The 13,641-nt window shown below is 66.0% G+C and carries 15 protein-coding genes; 4 read left to right on the top strand and 11 right to left on the bottom strand.

Features of this window, described 5'->3' with window-relative positions; genetic code table 11:
* Window positions 1-6 precede the first annotated feature (6 nt).
* The 4 genes from OH686_RS12040 to coxB are packed head-to-tail and all read right to left on the bottom strand — an operon-like array spanning window position 7 to window position 4,230.
* A complete protein-coding gene (locus OH686_RS12040) occupies window positions 7-894 on the bottom strand; it encodes a cytochrome c oxidase subunit 3 (RefSeq protein ID WP_289532833.1) in 888 nt (295 codons plus the stop codon).
* Window positions 895-907: 13 nt separating this feature from the next.
* Entirely contained in the window at window positions 908-1,486 is a 579-nt protein-coding gene (locus OH686_RS12045; protein WP_137973863.1) for a cytochrome c oxidase assembly protein, read from the bottom strand.
* 10 nt (window positions 1,487-1,496) lie between these two features.
* Window positions 1,497-3,101 (bottom strand): cytochrome c oxidase subunit I, encoded by a 1,605-nt coding sequence (gene ctaD / locus OH686_RS12050; protein WP_289532835.1) that lies wholly within the window; start codon window positions 3,099-3,101, stop codon window positions 1,497-1,499.
* A gap of 4 nt (window positions 3,102-3,105) precedes the next feature.
* Complete coding sequence (gene coxB / locus OH686_RS12055; protein WP_289532836.1) at window positions 3,106-4,230, bottom strand: cytochrome c oxidase subunit II; 1,125 nt, start codon at window positions 4,228-4,230, stop codon at window positions 3,106-3,108.
* Window positions 4,231-4,604: 374 nt separating this feature from the next.
* Here coxB and OH686_RS12060 point away from each other — a divergent pair, with 374 nt between their 5' ends.
* Window positions 4,605-5,246 (top strand): hypothetical protein, encoded by a 642-nt coding sequence (locus OH686_RS12060; protein ID WP_289532838.1) that lies wholly within the window; start codon window positions 4,605-4,607, stop codon window positions 5,244-5,246.
* Between the two features lie 46 nt (window positions 5,247-5,292).
* Here the strand turns inward: OH686_RS12060 and OH686_RS12065 are convergent, their stop codons facing one another.
* The 5 genes from OH686_RS12065 to prlC all read right to left on the bottom strand — a co-directional run bounded on the left by OH686_RS12065 (window position 5,293) and on the right by prlC (window position 10,115).
* The gene (locus tag OH686_RS12065; protein WP_137973867.1) at window positions 5,293-6,018 is read right to left on the bottom strand and encodes a carbonic anhydrase; all 726 of its coding nucleotides are present in this window, start codon (window positions 6,016-6,018) and stop codon (window positions 5,293-5,295) included.
* Between the two features lie 97 nt (window positions 6,019-6,115).
* On the bottom strand, window positions 6,116-7,177 hold the full coding sequence (locus OH686_RS12070; RefSeq protein WP_289532839.1) for a PA0069 family radical SAM protein: 1,062 nt from the start codon (window positions 7,175-7,177) through the stop codon (window positions 6,116-6,118).
* A gap of 66 nt (window positions 7,178-7,243) precedes the next feature.
* Window positions 7,244-7,732, bottom strand: a complete 489-nt coding sequence (locus OH686_RS12075) for a hypothetical protein (RefSeq protein ID WP_289532841.1) — start codon at window positions 7,730-7,732, stop codon at window positions 7,244-7,246.
* 71 nt (window positions 7,733-7,803) lie between these two features.
* Window positions 7,804-8,067: a YheV family putative zinc ribbon protein gene (locus OH686_RS12080; protein WP_137973870.1), complete on the bottom strand. Its 264-nt coding sequence runs from the start codon at window positions 8,065-8,067 to the stop codon at window positions 7,804-7,806.
* Window positions 8,067-10,115: an oligopeptidase A gene (prlC, locus tag OH686_RS12085; RefSeq protein WP_289532843.1), complete on the bottom strand. Its 2,049-nt coding sequence runs from the start codon at window positions 10,113-10,115 to the stop codon at window positions 8,067-8,069. The genes OH686_RS12080 and prlC overlap by 1 nt, the downstream gene beginning before the upstream one ends.
* Before the next feature lie 124 nt (window positions 10,116-10,239).
* Here prlC and OH686_RS12090 point away from each other — a divergent pair, with 124 nt between their 5' ends.
* Both OH686_RS12090 and OH686_RS12095 read left to right on the top strand, forming a co-directional pair.
* A complete protein-coding gene (locus OH686_RS12090) occupies window positions 10,240-10,782 on the top strand; it encodes a gamma carbonic anhydrase family protein (protein ID WP_289532845.1) in 543 nt (180 codons plus the stop codon).
* An 83-nt stretch (window positions 10,783-10,865) separates the two neighbouring features.
* A complete protein-coding gene (locus OH686_RS12095; RefSeq protein ID WP_289532847.1) occupies window positions 10,866-11,816 on the top strand; it encodes a hypothetical protein in 951 nt (316 codons plus the stop codon).
* Window positions 11,817-11,821: 5 nt separating this feature from the next.
* Here the strand turns inward: OH686_RS12095 and OH686_RS12100 are convergent, their stop codons facing one another.
* On the bottom strand, window positions 11,822-12,052 hold the full coding sequence (locus tag OH686_RS12100) for a DUF1161 domain-containing protein (protein ID WP_289532849.1): 231 nt from the start codon (window positions 12,050-12,052) through the stop codon (window positions 11,822-11,824).
* Between the two features lie 31 nt (window positions 12,053-12,083).
* Window positions 12,084-13,148, bottom strand: a complete 1,065-nt coding sequence (locus tag OH686_RS12105; protein ID WP_289532851.1) for an aminopeptidase — start codon at window positions 13,146-13,148, stop codon at window positions 12,084-12,086.
* Window positions 13,149-13,191: 43 nt separating this feature from the next.
* Here OH686_RS12105 and OH686_RS12110 point away from each other — a divergent pair, with 43 nt between their 5' ends.
* On the top strand, window positions 13,192-13,605 hold the full coding sequence (locus OH686_RS12110) for a PA0061/PA0062 family lipoprotein (protein ID WP_289532852.1): 414 nt from the start codon (window positions 13,192-13,194) through the stop codon (window positions 13,603-13,605).
* Window positions 13,606-13,641: the final 36 nt, after the last annotated feature.

Raw genomic sequence — 13,641 nt, forward strand, 5'->3', positions numbered from 1 at the left:
CCCCCGCTACAGGATGTAGACGAAGACGAACAGGCCGATCCACACCACGTCGACGAAGTGCCAGTACCAGCTGGCCGCCTCGAAACCGAAGTGCTGGTCGGCGTCGAAGTGCCCGCGCCAGATCCGCACCAGCATCACCGTGAGAATCAGCGCGCCCAGGGTCACGTGAGCGCCGTGGAAACCGGTGAGCATGAAGAAGGTCGCGCCATAGATGCCCGACCCCAGGGTCAGGCCAAGCTCGTTGTAGGCGTGGATGTACTCCTCGACCTGGAAGAACAGGAAAGCGATGCCGAGCAGCACGGTCAGCGCCAGCCAGATCTTCAGCTGCTTGCGGTTGTTCTTCTTCAGCGCGTGGTGGGCGAAGGTCACGGTGAAGCTGGAGGTCACCAGCAGGATGGTGTTGAGCAGCGGCAGCCCCCAGGCCGAGATCACGCCGCTGGGCGCCGGGAAGAGTTTCGGGTCCGGGTTGTTCAGCAGTGGCCAGGTGTACTCGAAGTTCGGCCACAGCATGTTGGCCACGCCCTTGTCGCCCTCGCCGCCGAGCCACGGACCGGCCCAGTAGCGGATATAGAACAGCGCACCGAAGAAGGCGGCGAAGAACATCACCTCGGAGAAGATGAACCAGCTCATGCCCCAGCGGAACGAGCGGTCCATCTGCGGGCTGTACAGTCCGCCGCGGCTCTCCTTGATCACGTTGCCGAACCAGCCGAACAGCATATAGGCGAGGATCAGGCCGCCGACGAAGAAGATCAGCGGGCCGTTGGATTCGGCGCGGTCGGCCTTGAGGTCGTTGAACCAGGTGCCGACACCGTAGACGGTGGTGAGCATGCCGATGGTGGCGATGATCGGCCACTTGCTCTGGGCGGGAACGTAGTAGTTCTCGTGACTCGACATTTTCTTGTTCTCCTTATGGAGCCGCCCGGCTAGGGGCTGTCTGGGCAAGAGTCGCCTGCGCGACGGGCGGTTTGCGCGCAGTGATATCGAACAGGGTGTAGGCCAGGGTCAGGTGCTTCACGTCCTTGGGCAGATCTCGGTCGACGATGAAGCGCACCGGCATCTCGATGCGCTCACCGGGTTGCAGCACCTGCTGGGTGAAGCAGAAGCACTCGGTCTTGTGGAAGAAGGCCGCGGCCTTGGACGGCGCGACGCTGGGGATGGCCTGGGCGGTCATCGGCTTGTCGGTGGGGTTGTAGGCGACGAACAGCATCTCGTTGCTCGCACCCGCCACCACCGTCAGCTCGTCCGCCTTGGGGCGGAACTCCCAGACCATGTCCGCGGCGTTGGTGGCGAGGAACTGCACGCGCACCTGGCGCGCCTCGTCCACCACCTGTGCGCCCTCGTAGGCCCCAGCGGTCTTGCCGTTGATGCCGAAGGCCTGGCACATCACGTCGTAGATCGGCACCAGCAGGAAGCCGAAGGCGAACATGCCGACCACCACCGCCAACAGGCGTAGGACCAGGCGGCGGTTGTCCAGGGCTTCGCTCACGGGCGCGCTCCTACTTCACTTCCGGCGGAGTGGTGAAGGTGTGGTAGGGCGCCGGCGAGGGCACCGTCCACTCCAGGCCCTCGGCACCGTCCCAGGGCTTGGCCGCGGCCGGCTTGCCGCTGCGGATGCACTTGATGACGATGAACAGGAAGAGGAACTGGGTGGCGCCGAAGGTGAAGGCACCGATCGACGAGATCATGTTGAAGTCGGCGAACTGCAGGTTGTAGTCCGGAATCCGCCGCGGCATGCCGGCCAGGCCGACGAAGTGCATCGGGAAGAACGCCATGTTCATGCCGATGAAGCTCATCCAGAAGTGCAGCTTGCCGAGAGTCTCGTCGTACATGTGGCCGGTCCACTTGGGTAGCCAGTAGTACGCCGAGGCGAAGATGCCGAAGATCGCCCCGGGCACCAGCACGTAGTGGAAGTGCGCCACCACGAAGTAGGTGTCGTGGTACTGGAAGTCCGCCGGGGCGATGGCCAGCATCAGACCCGAGAAGCCGCCGATGGTGAACAGAATGACGAAGGCCACGGCGAACAGCATCGGCGTCTCGAAGGTCAGCGAGCCCTGCCACATGGTGCTCACCCAGTTGAACACCTTCACCCCGGTGGGCACGGCGATCAGCATGGTGGCGTACATGAAAAACAGCTCGCCGGTAAGCGGGATGCCCACGGTGAACATGTGGTGCGCCCACACGATGAACGACAGGAAGGCGATCGAGGCGGTGGCGTAGACCATCGAGGTGTAGCCGAACAGCGGCTTGCGCGCGAAGGCGGGGATGATCGAGCTGACGGCGCCGAAGGCCGGCAGGATCATGATGTACACCTCGGGGTGGCCGAAGAACCAGAACACGTGCTGGAACAGCACCGGGTCGCCGCCACCGGCCGCGCTGAAGAAGCTGGTGCCGAAGTGGATATCCATCAGCATCATGGTCACCACCCCGGCCAGCACCGGCATCACCGCGATCAGCAGGAAGGCGGTGATCAGCCAGGTCCAGACGAACAGCGGCATCTTCATCAGGGTCATGCCCGGGGCACGCAGGTTGAGGATGGTGGCGATCACGTTGATCGCGCCCATGATCGAGCTGATGCCCATCAGGTGGATGGCGAAGATGAAGAAGGTCACCGACTCCGGCGCATAAGTGGTCGACAGCGGCGCGTAGAAGGTCCAGCCGAAATTGGGTCCGCCGCCCTCGGTGAACAGTGTGCTGACCAGCAGACCGAAGGCGGCCGGGAGCAGCCAGAAGCTGAAGTTGTTCATCCGCGGCAGGGCCATGTCCGGCGCGCCGACCATCAGCGGGATCATCCAGTTGGCAAGGCCGACGAAGGCCGGCATCACCGCGCCGAACACCATGATCAGGCCGTGCATGGTGGTCATCTGGTTGAAGAACGCCGGCTCGACGATCTGCAGACCGGGCTGGAACAGTTCGGCGCGGATCACCATGGCCATGGACCCGCCGAGCAGGAACATGGCGAAGCTGAACCACAGGTACATGGAGCCGATGTCCTTGTGGTTGGTGGTCAGCACCCAGCGCATCAGGCCCTTGGCAGGGCCATGGTGATGGTCATGTCCGGCATGACCGTGGCCAGTGTGGCCCGGATCGATCACTGCACTCATGTCCTTACTCCTGAGCCTGTTTGAACGCGAGGATGTCCTTCGGCGTGACCATGTCGTTCATGGCGTTGCCCCAGGCGTTGCGCTCGTAGGTGATGATGGCGGCGATGTCGACTTCCGACAGCTGCTTGCCGAACGCAGCCATGGCGGTGCCCGGCTTGCCCTGGACCACGATGTGGATGTGGTCGGCGACCGCGCCGGTGGCGATCTTCGAGCCCTTGAGCGCCGGGAACATCGGCGGCAGGCCCTCGCCGTTCGGCTGGTGGCAGGAGGCGCAGTTGGTCTGGTAGGCCTTCTCGCCACGGGCCATCAGCTCCTCGCGAGTCCACTCCTTGCTGGTCAGCTCCTTGATCTTGGCGGCTTCTTCCTTGCGCTCGGCCAGCCACTTGGCGAAGTCTTCCTTGCTCTTGGCCTCGACCACCACCGGCATGAAGCCGTGGTCCTTGCCGCACAGCTCGGTGCACTGGCCGCGGTAGATGCCGGGCTCTTCGATGCGCGTCCAGGATTCGTTGACGAAGCCGGGGATGGCGTCCTTCTTCACGGCCAGGGCCGGTACCCACCAGGAGTGGATCACGTCGGCGGCGGTGATCAGGAAACGCACCTTGGTGCCCACCGGCACCACCAGCGGCTGATCGACCTCGAGCAGGTAGTGCTCGTCCTTCTCGGCCTTGTTGTAGATCTGGTCGGAAGGCGTGGCCAGGTTGCTGAAGAACTCGAGGTCCTGGCCCAGGTACTTGTAGTGCCACTTCCACTGGTAACCGGTGACCTGGATGTCCAGTTCCGATTCGGAAGTGTCGTAGATGTCGATCAGCGTCTTGGTGGCCGGGACGGCCATCGCCACCAGGATGACGAAGGGCACGACGGTCCAGAGAATCTCTACCGTGGTGCTCTCGTGGAAGTGCGCCGGCTGCTGGCCGGTGGAGCGACGGTGGATCAGCATCGACCAGAACATCACGCCGAAGACGACCACGCCGATGACGACGCAGATCCAGAAAATGATCATGTGCAGGTCGAAGACTGAACGACTGACCTCGGTGACACCCGGCAGCATATTCACTGCCCACTCGGCGTGTGCCGAGCTGAATGCCAACCACAGCAGGAGGCCCATCCAGACTCGTGGATGTCGCATCATTGCGGGTTCCCCTCGTTGTTCTTGTTATCCCGCCGGCTAAGCCTGCGGCAAAGGGATCGACTGCCAAAACGGCTGGCTACTACTGTCGAAACCTCTCCGTGCCGAAGCCCGTCCGGTTCCATCAGGTAAACGCCTTGCGATTTCGAGTATAGCCAGCGACCGCGTCAGCACAACGCAGTCAGAAAAATAACGCCCCATTTCTGCGCCTGCCGTGCAGGCTTAGAGCGATGCGGGATGCGCCGCAGAGCGGCGCCCTGGATATAGCGACGCCGAATAAAAATTAAATAATTATGACAATCAGGTCTTAGCCGTCGCCCTTGGCCAGCTAACGTGAATTCTCGTTTGCTTGCCTCATGTCCCTGCCCGGAGCCGTCATGAATACCCTCGCCCTGCGCGATCAGATCCAGCGCGCCCTTGTCCACGAAACCTCCACCGGTGATCTGGCCCGCCAGCTCGACAGCCAGCTCGACCGCCTCCATCCGACCATCCAGTTGCCCCCCAGCGATGCCCGTGGCGTGCTCGAACGCTTCGTCGCCGCCTATGTGGAGCAGGTGCCGGACGTGCTCGACGCCGCCAATGCCGTGGCCCGCGAGGCTGGCATCGAGGCGCAGGTGAAGCCGGTGCTCAAGCTGGCCGAACAGTTCTTCCTCAGCCCGCCGAGCATCATGGAGGGTCACCAGGGCCTGGATGCCCTGCTGGACGAGGCCTACCTGGCCCATCGACTGGTCGAGGAAGTGAACGACCGCTACATCGCCCACCTGGGCCAGCCGCTGATCCCGCTGGATACCACGGTGGCCAACGTGATCGCCCACCAGCTGATCGGCGAGCCCTTCGCCAACCAGCTGGACGAAGCCGTGCACCATGCGGTGGAGGAGATGCTGGGCGAGCAGGTGTTCCAGCAGGACTCAGTGCAGGAATACCGCGCCCGCCTGAGCAATCCGCAGACGGTGGCGGCCTGGCAAAACTGGCCGTGCCTGTCGCGCCAGCTGGGTGTGGAGCTCGGCCTGCCGGCCTGAGCCAGCCGCAGATGCAACGAGGCCCGCGATTGCGGGCCTCGTCGTTTCACTGGGACTGGTAGCGCGCCCTGGGCGTGGCCATCGGCACCACCTCGCCGTCCAGCGGCAGGAAGCTCCCGCTCTCGGCGTCGTAGGCACGGATCGCGCTAGTCTCGATGTCGTAGACCCAGCCATGGATGAACAGCTGGCCGCTGGCCACGCGCGCCGCCACCGAGGGGTGGGTGCACAGGTGGTTGAGCTGGGCCACCACGTTCTCCTCGGTGAGGATGCTCAGGGTGTCGTGGCCTTCGCAGCCGCAGTTGGCCTCGACCACCTTGAGCGCGACTTCGCTGTGGCGCAACCAGGCCTTCACCGTCGGCATGCTCTCCAGGGTCTCGGGGGCCAGTACCGCCTTCATCGCGCCACAGTCGGAGTGGCCGCAGATGATGATGTGCTGCACGCCCAGGGCCAGCACCGCGTATTCGATGGCGGTGGAAACGCCACCCATCATCTGCCCGTAGGCCGGCACCACGTTGCCGACGTTGCGGGTGACGAACAGGTCGCCGGGCGCGCTCTGGGTGATCAGCTCGGGGACGATGCGCGAGTCGGCGCAGGTGATGAACATGGCGCGCGGGTTCTGCGCGCTGGCCAGCGCCTTGAACAGCTCTTCCTGTTGCGGGAAGACCTCGTTGCGGAAGCGCTTGAAGCCGCCGACGATGGCGTTCAGCGCCTCATCGGCGCTCTCCGGCGCGGTGCGCGCCTGCAGGGGAATGGCGTTGTGCTTGTAGGGCATGGCGTCTCACCTCGTGCTGGACCGTCGCGCTTGCGCGCGGTGCGGATTATCGACCTGGCATGCGGACAGTTGCCAGCCCCGGTGAGTCACAATTCGTTTACAGCAACGCCAGCTGCCGGCCGGGTGGGGCGAACTGGCCGCAATCGAGGTTGAAACCATCGCGGTGGGCCAGGCCGAGGCGTTTGCGCGCCAGGCTGAAGCGCTGCGACAGCAGATCGGCGAAGGCGCCCTCGCCGCGCATGCGGGTGCCGAAGCGGCTGTCGTAGTTCTTGCCGCCGCGGGACTGGCGGATCAGGCTCATCACATGCTCGGCGCGCTCGGGGAAGTGGCTGCGCAGCCACTCCTCGAACAGCTCGGCGATCTCCAGTGGCAGGCGCAGCAGCACGTAGCCGGCGGAACGGGCACCGGCGTCGCGGGCCGCCTCGAGAATCCGCTCCAGCTCCATGTCATTGATCATCGGAATGATCGGCGCCACCAGCGCGGTCACCGGCACCCCGGCCTGGTGCAGGCTGCGCATGGCCCGCAGGCGCGCACCGGGCGAGGCGGTGCGCGGCTCCATGATGCGCTTCAGCTCGTCGTCCAGGGTGGTCAGGCTGAACGCCACGCTGACCAGGTTGCGACTGGCCAGCTCCTGCAGCAGGTCGAGATCACGCAGGATCAGCGAGCTCTTGGTGATGATGTGCAGCGGATGGCGAAAGCGCAGCAGGATCTCCAGGGCCTGGCGGGTCAGGCGCTGCTCGCGCTCGATCGGCTGGTATGCATCGGTGTTGATGCCCAGGGCGATTGGCTGCGGCACGCAGCCGGGTTTGCTCAGCTCTTCCTCCAGGCGCTCGGCCAGGTTGGTCTTGGCGATCAGCCGGGTCTCGAAGTCGATGCCCGGCGACATGTCCCAATAGGCGTGGCTGGGCCGGGCGAAACAGTAGATGCAGCCATGCTCGCAGCCGCGATAGGGATTCACCGAGCGGTCGAAACCGACGTCCGGCGACTGGTTGCGGGTGATCACCGTCTTGGCCCGTTCCGCGCGCACCTCGGTGGCGCGGCAGGGTGGCGTCTCCTCCTGGAACCAGCCGTCTTCCTCGACCTCGCTGCGGGTCGGGGCGAAGCGGTTGTGCGGGTTGCTGGCGGTGCCGCGGCCACGGGGCGGCAAGGTGGCGGACATGGGTAGCGCTCCAGAATACTGTATGCATGAACAGTATTCTGATTCGCGCCCACACGCCAGCGCCGACTACTCCTCCTCGACCGGCGGCGGCGTGAACGGCTCGATCACATACTCGCGACCGTGGCGGTGGCAGTCCTTGAGGGTGCCCTCGGCGTTGCGCCGGGTGACCAGGAAGGTGCTGCCCCGCGAATCCTCGGCGTCGATCACGCCGGCCTGCAGGTCAACGCCGTCGCTCACTACCGCCGCGAGAAAACCATCGGCCCAGTCCGTCTCGCCATGCCAGCGCAGGATCATCTGTCCCTCGCGCCAGTGCACCGAGACGAACTCCAGGCCGTCGGCCCAGCGATAGCCCAGCAGGCAGAAATGGTTGGTGGCGGCATTCGCCTGCTGATACGCCAGCAACAGACGCAGCTCCGCCTCGGGATGACGGTAGCGGGCCTCGCTGGCCGGATCGAAACGTGCATTCATGCCGGCGTAGATCGAGGGGCCGAATTCTTCGGCACCAGCAAATGAGCTGCTCGCCAGCAAGGCGAGCGCGAGGAGGCAGTTCTTCATTGACGTCCCTGTCGATGACGATGACGATGGCGTGAAGCGGCGACAGGCGAACGACGCGCCGCGCCTTGGCCCTACTCGGGTTTCTTCAGCTTGGGATTGGGGAAGAACTGCACCGTCTGGCCCTTGCTCGCCGCCGGCTTGGGCGCAACCTGGTTGACCCGGGTGCCGACTTCCTTGGGCACCGACTGGCCCTGGGCGTTGAGGGTGTCGGCGTAGCCGCAGGCCACGCACTCGCGGTGCGGCGTGCCGTCCTCGTCCCACATCTTGATGGTGTCCATGGCGCTGCACGCCGGGCACACGGCGCCGGCGATAAAGCGCTTCTTCGGCTCGCTCATCACGCCGCCTCCTGGCTCAGGCCCAGGTGGCGCAGCAGGGCGTCGATGGAGGGCTCGCGGCCGCGGAAGTCGACGAACAGCACCATCGGCTCCTGGGAGCCGCCACGGGCCAGGATGGCGTCGCGGAAGGCGCGGCCGGTGGCCGGGTTGAGCACGCCTTCTTCCTCGAACTTGGAGAAGGCGTCGGCGGACAGCACTTCGGCCCACTTGTAGCTGTAGTAACCGGCCGCATAACCACCGGCGAAGATATGCGCGAAGCTATTGGCGAAGCGGTTGAAGGCCGGCGGACGGATCACCGCCACCTCGTCGCGGATGCTTTCGAGCACCTGCAGCACGCTGCGGCCATCGCCGTGGGTGGCGTGCAGCTCGAAGTCGAACAGCGAGAACTCCAGCTGGCGCACCATCATCAGGCCGGACTGGAAGTTCTTCGCCGCCAGCATCTTGTCCAGCAGCGCCTGGGGCAGCGCCTCGCCGGTCTCGTAATGGCCGGAGATCAGCGCCAGGCCCTCGGGTTCCCAGCACCAGTTCTCCATGAATTGGCTCGGCAGCTCCACCGCATCCCAGGCCACGCCGTTGATGCCGGAGGCACCGGCATGCTCGACGCGGGTCAGCAGGTGGTGCAGGCCGTGGCCGAACTCGTGGAACAGAGTGGTGACTTCGTCGTGGGTCAGCAGCGCCGGCTTGCCACCGACCGCCGGGGTGAAGTTGCACACCAGATTGGCGACCGGGGCGATCAGGCTGCCGGAGGCCGCGCGACGCTTATCGCGGGCGCCGTCCATCCAGGCACCGCCACGCTTGTTGGCGCGGGCGTAGAGGTCGAAGAAGAAGCGGCCGACATGCTGGTCGTTCTCGCGGATCTCGAACAGGCGCACGTCCGGGTGCCAGGTATCGAACTCCTTCAGCTCGTTGATCTCGATGCCGTAGAGCTTCTGCACGATGGCGAACAGGCCGGTCAGCACCTTGTCGATCGGGAACCAGGCGCGCACTTCCTCCTGGGAGATGCTGTAGCGCTGCTGGCGCAGCTTCTCGCTGAAGTAGCCGACGTCCCAGCTCGCCAGATCCTGCACGCCTTGCTCGGCGGCGAAGGCCTTGAGCTCTTCCAGGTCCTGGGCGGCGAACGGCTTGCTGCGCACGGCCAGGTCACGCAGGAAATGCAGCACCTGCTCGGTGGACTCGGCCATCTTGCTGGCCAGGCTCAGCTCGCTGTAGTGGGCGAAGCCGAGCAGGCGCGCCAGTTCCTGGCGCAGGTCGAGCAGCTGCTCCATCACCGGGCCGTTGTCGTTCTGCCCGGCGTTCGGGCCCTGATCGGAGGCGCGGGTGCAGTAGGCGGTGTACACCTCTTCGCGCAGGGCGCGGTCGTCAGCGTAGGTCATCACCGCGTAGTAACTGGGGAATTCCAGGGTGATCAGCCAGCCGTCCAGCTCCTTGGCCTGCGCGGCCTGGGCCATCTGCGCCTTGGCCGAGTCGGTGAGGCCGGCCAGCAGGGACTCGTCGGTGATGTGCTTGGTCCAGGCCTGGGTGGCGTCGAGCAGCTGATTGGAGAACTTGCTGGCAAGCTCGGACAGCTTCATCTGGATCTCGCCGTAGCGCTTCTGCTGCTCGGCCGGCAGGTCGATGCCGCTCAGGCGGAAGTCGCGCAGGGCGTGTTCGAGGATGGTCTTCTGCGCCACGTCGAAGCCTTCGGCCGCCGGGCTCTTGGCCAGGGCGTCGTAGGCCTCGAACAGCGGCTTGTTCTGGCCCATTTCGGTCCAGTATTCGGACAGCTTGGGCAGGCAGGCCTCGTAGGCGTTGCGCAGCTCGGCGTTGTTACACACCGCATTGAGGTGGCTGACCGGACTCCAGGCGCGACCCAGGCGGGCGTTGAGTTCGTCCAGCGCCAGCACCAGACCGTCCCAGCTCGGGTTGTCCTGCTGGGTCTTGAGCAGCTCGGCGATGGCCGCGCGGCTGTCGGCGAGGATCTGGTCGACGGCCGGCTCGACGTGCTCGGGTTTGATCAACGAGTAGGGCGGCAGGTCGAAGTCTTGCAGCAGGGGATTGGCAGCGGTCACGGCGAGGCACCTTTGAATACGCGAATGCAGGATCGGGTTATGGGGTCTTAGACGACCTTTCACAACCGCAGTGCCTGGCATGTTAATTACAATCGGCGGCAACCGCAGCCTGAAGGAGACTATCGTGGCGATTCGAACTTACCAGGGCACGGCCCCGCAGCTGGGCCCGCGCGCCTTCGTCGACGCCTCGGCCGTGGTGATCGGCGACGTGGTGCTGGGCGAGGACGCCTCGGTGTGGCCGATGGCCGTGGTGCGCGGCGATATGCACCGCATCCGCATCGGCGCGCGCAGCAGCGTGCAGGACGGCAGCGTGCTGCACATCACCCACGCCGGGCCGTTCAACCCGGACGGCTACCCGCTGCTGATAGGCGACGAGGTGACCATCGGCCACAACGTCACCCTGCACGGCTGCACCCTGGGCAGCCGCATCCTGGTCGGCATGGGCAGTATCGTGATGGATGGCGCGGTGGTCGAGGACGAGGTGGTGATCGGCGCTGGCTCCCTGGTGCCGCCGGGCAAGGTGCTGGAAAGCGGCTACCTGTATGTCGGCAGCCCGGTGAAGCAGGCCCGCGCCCTTACCGACAAGGAACGTGCGTTCTTCGCCTACAGCGCGGCCAACTACGTGAAGCTCAAGGACCTGCACCTGGCCGAGGGCTACGACCGGTGAACGGCTTCACGCCCTTTGCCTAGCACACTGGGCGCGAACGGACCCTGCGCCTACTCTGGACGCCCTCGAAAAGGATTTTGCCGATGACCAACCCCTTCGCCACCTCCGCTCCCCAGCCGGCCGCCGAGCGCCCGGCCTCGCAACAGCCCTATGCCTTCGGCGCCATGGGCGCGCTGGTGGTGCTGCAAAGCCTGGTGGTCGGCAATCTGCTGGCCGCGCTGAACCACGCCGAGTTCGGCGACTACCTGCTCGGCGACCTGATGCATCTGCTGCCGGGCTGGCTGTGCAGCATCTTGCTCGGCGGGCTGGCCGCCACCCTGCTGGTCGCCAGCCATCAGGAGCGTCATGCGGCGGTCCTGGTCAAACCCGGCCGGGTGCTGCTGGCGGTTGCCGCCGCCATCGTGCTGGCCGGCCTGCTCTACGGCATGTTGTCGGCCTATCTGCTCGCCGGCCTGTATGGCTGGCTCAGCGAGCACGGCAGTCTGACGGGGCTGTACCAGCCGTTGGTGTTCGAGCCGCTGGGCCTGCTGGCCTTCGCCCTGACCAACCTGCTACCGCTGTGGCTCGGCCTGCGCCTGGGCGCGCGGCAGGCCTGCACACCAGCCCCGGTGGGGCGCACCAGTGTGGCGGCGCTGCTGGCGCTGTGCGTCCTGCTGCTGAGCCTGAAGACCCTGGACATCTTGATCAAACAGGTAGTGCCGGGTTACAGCGCGGCCCTGCCGCTGGCCCTGGCCTGCCTGACTCCACTGCTCGGCGCCGCGCTGGTGTTCGCCAGCAGCTGGAGCGCGCTGCCGGCGCGCCTGCATAGGCTGCGCGCGGGGCAACTGCTGCTCACCGCCCTGGCGATCTTCGTCGTGTGGATGCTGGCCCAGCTGCTGGTCGCCGGCCTGCTGGTGATGTACGCGCTGGCCGACCGCGGCAGCGAGCTGCTCCATCCCGTTCTGCTGCTGGCCATGGGCATCGGCCTGCTGGCACTGCTGTGGCCCCTGACCCTGCTGGGCCTGCGCTGGATCTATCGCGCCGAGGCGGCCTGAAGGACTCACTCGTTCTTCTGGTAGATGATCTTGCGGCTGCCACCCTCGCAGCTGCCGACCACCATGTTGGGGTCTTCCACGTCCGCGGCCGGCACTATCTCCAGGGTGTAGCTGGTCACCTTGGCCGCCTGGATCTTCACCTCGATCTCGCGCTTCAGCGCTTCGCAGGGCTTGGGCGCGGCGAGGGCGCCGCCACATAGCAGGGTGGCCATGACGGCCGCAAACCAGCGCTTCATCGCATGCTCCTCCGGATGGAATCAGGCAGTTCTAGTTCCGATCGGCCAGCGCCGCCAGGGTTCGCTCGCGTTGTTCCGCATCCAGCTCACCCAGGGCCGCGGCGCGGCGGTAGAACTCCATCCAGTCGCCGTCGGCCTGGCGAAACATCACAGCGAACGCCTCCACCCACTGGTCGTAGAGGCCGAACGGCAGCAGCCGGGCGTTGTTCAGCGGCTGGGCGACCCAGGCGTCGTAGCGCCGATCGCCACCCCACTCGCCGTCGCGCAGGGCGCGGTACTCGGCACGCAGGCGCGCGAACTCGGCGGCCTTGCCGGCGCGCTTGTGTTCATCGCTGGTCGGGCCGTCGTACAGCGCCTGCAGGCGCTCGCGGCTGGCCAGGATCAGCTCGGTGAACTGGCGCCGCTGTTGCTCCTCACCCGCGTCCACCGGAGCCAGGCCACGGGCGGCGCGCCACTGACGCAGGCCCTCTTGCTCGACGAAGCTGGCGAAGGATTCGTTGAACGCCGTGTCGTCGGCCACGTACAGCTGCTGGTGCGCCAGCTCGTGGAAGATCACCGCGGCCAGGCGCTCGTCGTCCCAGCGCAGCATGGTGTTGAGGATGGGGTCGTCGAACCAGCCCAGGGTCGAATAGGCCTCGATGCCCGCCACATAGGTGTCCATGCCCTCGGCCTGCAGCAGGGCGGCGGCGCCACGGGCGCGACCCTGCTGATAGAAGCCGCGGTAGGCCACGCAGCCGGCGACGGGGAAGCAGTGGGTCAGCGGCGCCAGCGACAGCTCCGGGGTGGCGAATACATTCCACACCACATAGGGCCGCCGCAGGTCCGCGTACAGGCGATAGCTGCGGTTGTCCGGCAGGGCCAGGCGCGCGCTGGCGAATTTGCGGGCCTGCTGGGCCAGTGCCAGTCGGCGCTGCAATTCAGGGTCGGTCTGGGGGTCGGCGAGCAGCTCGGCCACCGGCTGGCGGGCGGCGAGCAGGTCGAGCTGGCCCCGGCTGACCTGGGCGTAATAGTCGAGGCTGGCGCAACCGCTCAGCAGAACGCCGAGCCACAGCGGAACCAGGCACCGCGCACGGCGGTCGAGTAGGGCGATAGGCATTTCGCGAGCCTATTGCATTGCCCCTCTGCCTAGGAAGCCCGCCATGCGTACACCTGTGTTGCTCTGCCTGCCCGTTCTGCTCGGCGGCTGTTCCCTGCTGATGCCCTTTCACGATCCGGCGCAGGCCTGGATCGAACTGCACGAGCGCCACGACGGCCGCCTGGAGGCGGTTCAGGTAGACGGCAAGACGCTGGACGACGACCGCTACTTCCAGATTCCTCCGGGCCGCCATGAGTTGCAGGTGCGCCTGCGCTTCGAAGTGGCGCCTGCCAACACCGGCGCGCAACAGAGCCTGCCGCGCACCTGCCTGCTGACCCTCGACTACGCCGACTTCGCCGCCGGCCAGCGTTATCGGCTGAAGGCCGGTAGTCGTGGTTTCCGCCCTTGGGCGCAATTGCAGGACGAGCGCGGCGAAGACCTGGCGCGGGCCCGCGAAGGCCGCTGCGGCGCCGTCTGATCGGCGCTATGCTGGGCTTCTACATCGTCGAGGACA

The sequence above is a fragment of the Pseudomonas sp. SO81 genome, from assembly GCF_030374125.1.
Lineage (GTDB): Bacteria > Pseudomonadota > Gammaproteobacteria > Pseudomonadales > Pseudomonadaceae > Aquipseudomonas.

Bases quoted from the DNA above. Each gene is read 5' to 3' on its own strand.
- OH686_RS12040 (WP_289532833.1), bottom strand. From the start codon at position 894: ATGTCGAGTCACGAGAACTACTACGTTCCCGCCCAGAGCAAGTGGCCG.
- OH686_RS12110 (WP_289532852.1), top strand. From the start codon at position 13,192: ATGCGTACACCTGTGTTGCTCTGCCTGCCCGTTCTGCTCGGCGGCTGT.
- OH686_RS12070 (WP_289532839.1), bottom strand. From the start codon at position 7,177: ATGTCCGCCACCTTGCCGCCCCGTGGCCGCGGCACCGCCAGCAACCCG.
- OH686_RS12100 (WP_289532849.1), bottom strand. From the start codon at position 12,052: ATGAAGCGCTGGTTTGCGGCCGTCATGGCCACCCTGCTATGTGGCGGC.
- OH686_RS12075 (WP_289532841.1), bottom strand. From the start codon at position 7,732: ATGAAGAACTGCCTCCTCGCGCTCGCCTTGCTGGCGAGCAGCTCATTT.
- OH686_RS12060 (WP_289532838.1), top strand. From the start codon at position 4,605: ATGAATACCCTCGCCCTGCGCGATCAGATCCAGCGCGCCCTTGTCCAC.
- OH686_RS12095 (WP_289532847.1), top strand. From the start codon at position 10,866: ATGACCAACCCCTTCGCCACCTCCGCTCCCCAGCCGGCCGCCGAGCGC.
- OH686_RS12080 (WP_137973870.1), bottom strand. From the start codon at position 8,067: ATGAGCGAGCCGAAGAAGCGCTTTATCGCCGGCGCCGTGTGCCCGGCG.
- OH686_RS12065 (WP_137973867.1), bottom strand. From the start codon at position 6,018: ATGCCCTACAAGCACAACGCCATTCCCCTGCAGGCGCGCACCGCGCCG.
- OH686_RS12105 (WP_289532851.1), bottom strand. From the start codon at position 13,148: ATGCCTATCGCCCTACTCGACCGCCGTGCGCGGTGCCTGGTTCCGCTG.
- coxB (WP_289532836.1), bottom strand. From the start codon at position 4,230: ATGATGCGACATCCACGAGTCTGGATGGGCCTCCTGCTGTGGTTGGCA.
- ctaD (WP_289532835.1), bottom strand. From the start codon at position 3,101: ATGAGTGCAGTGATCGATCCGGGCCACACTGGCCACGGTCATGCCGGA.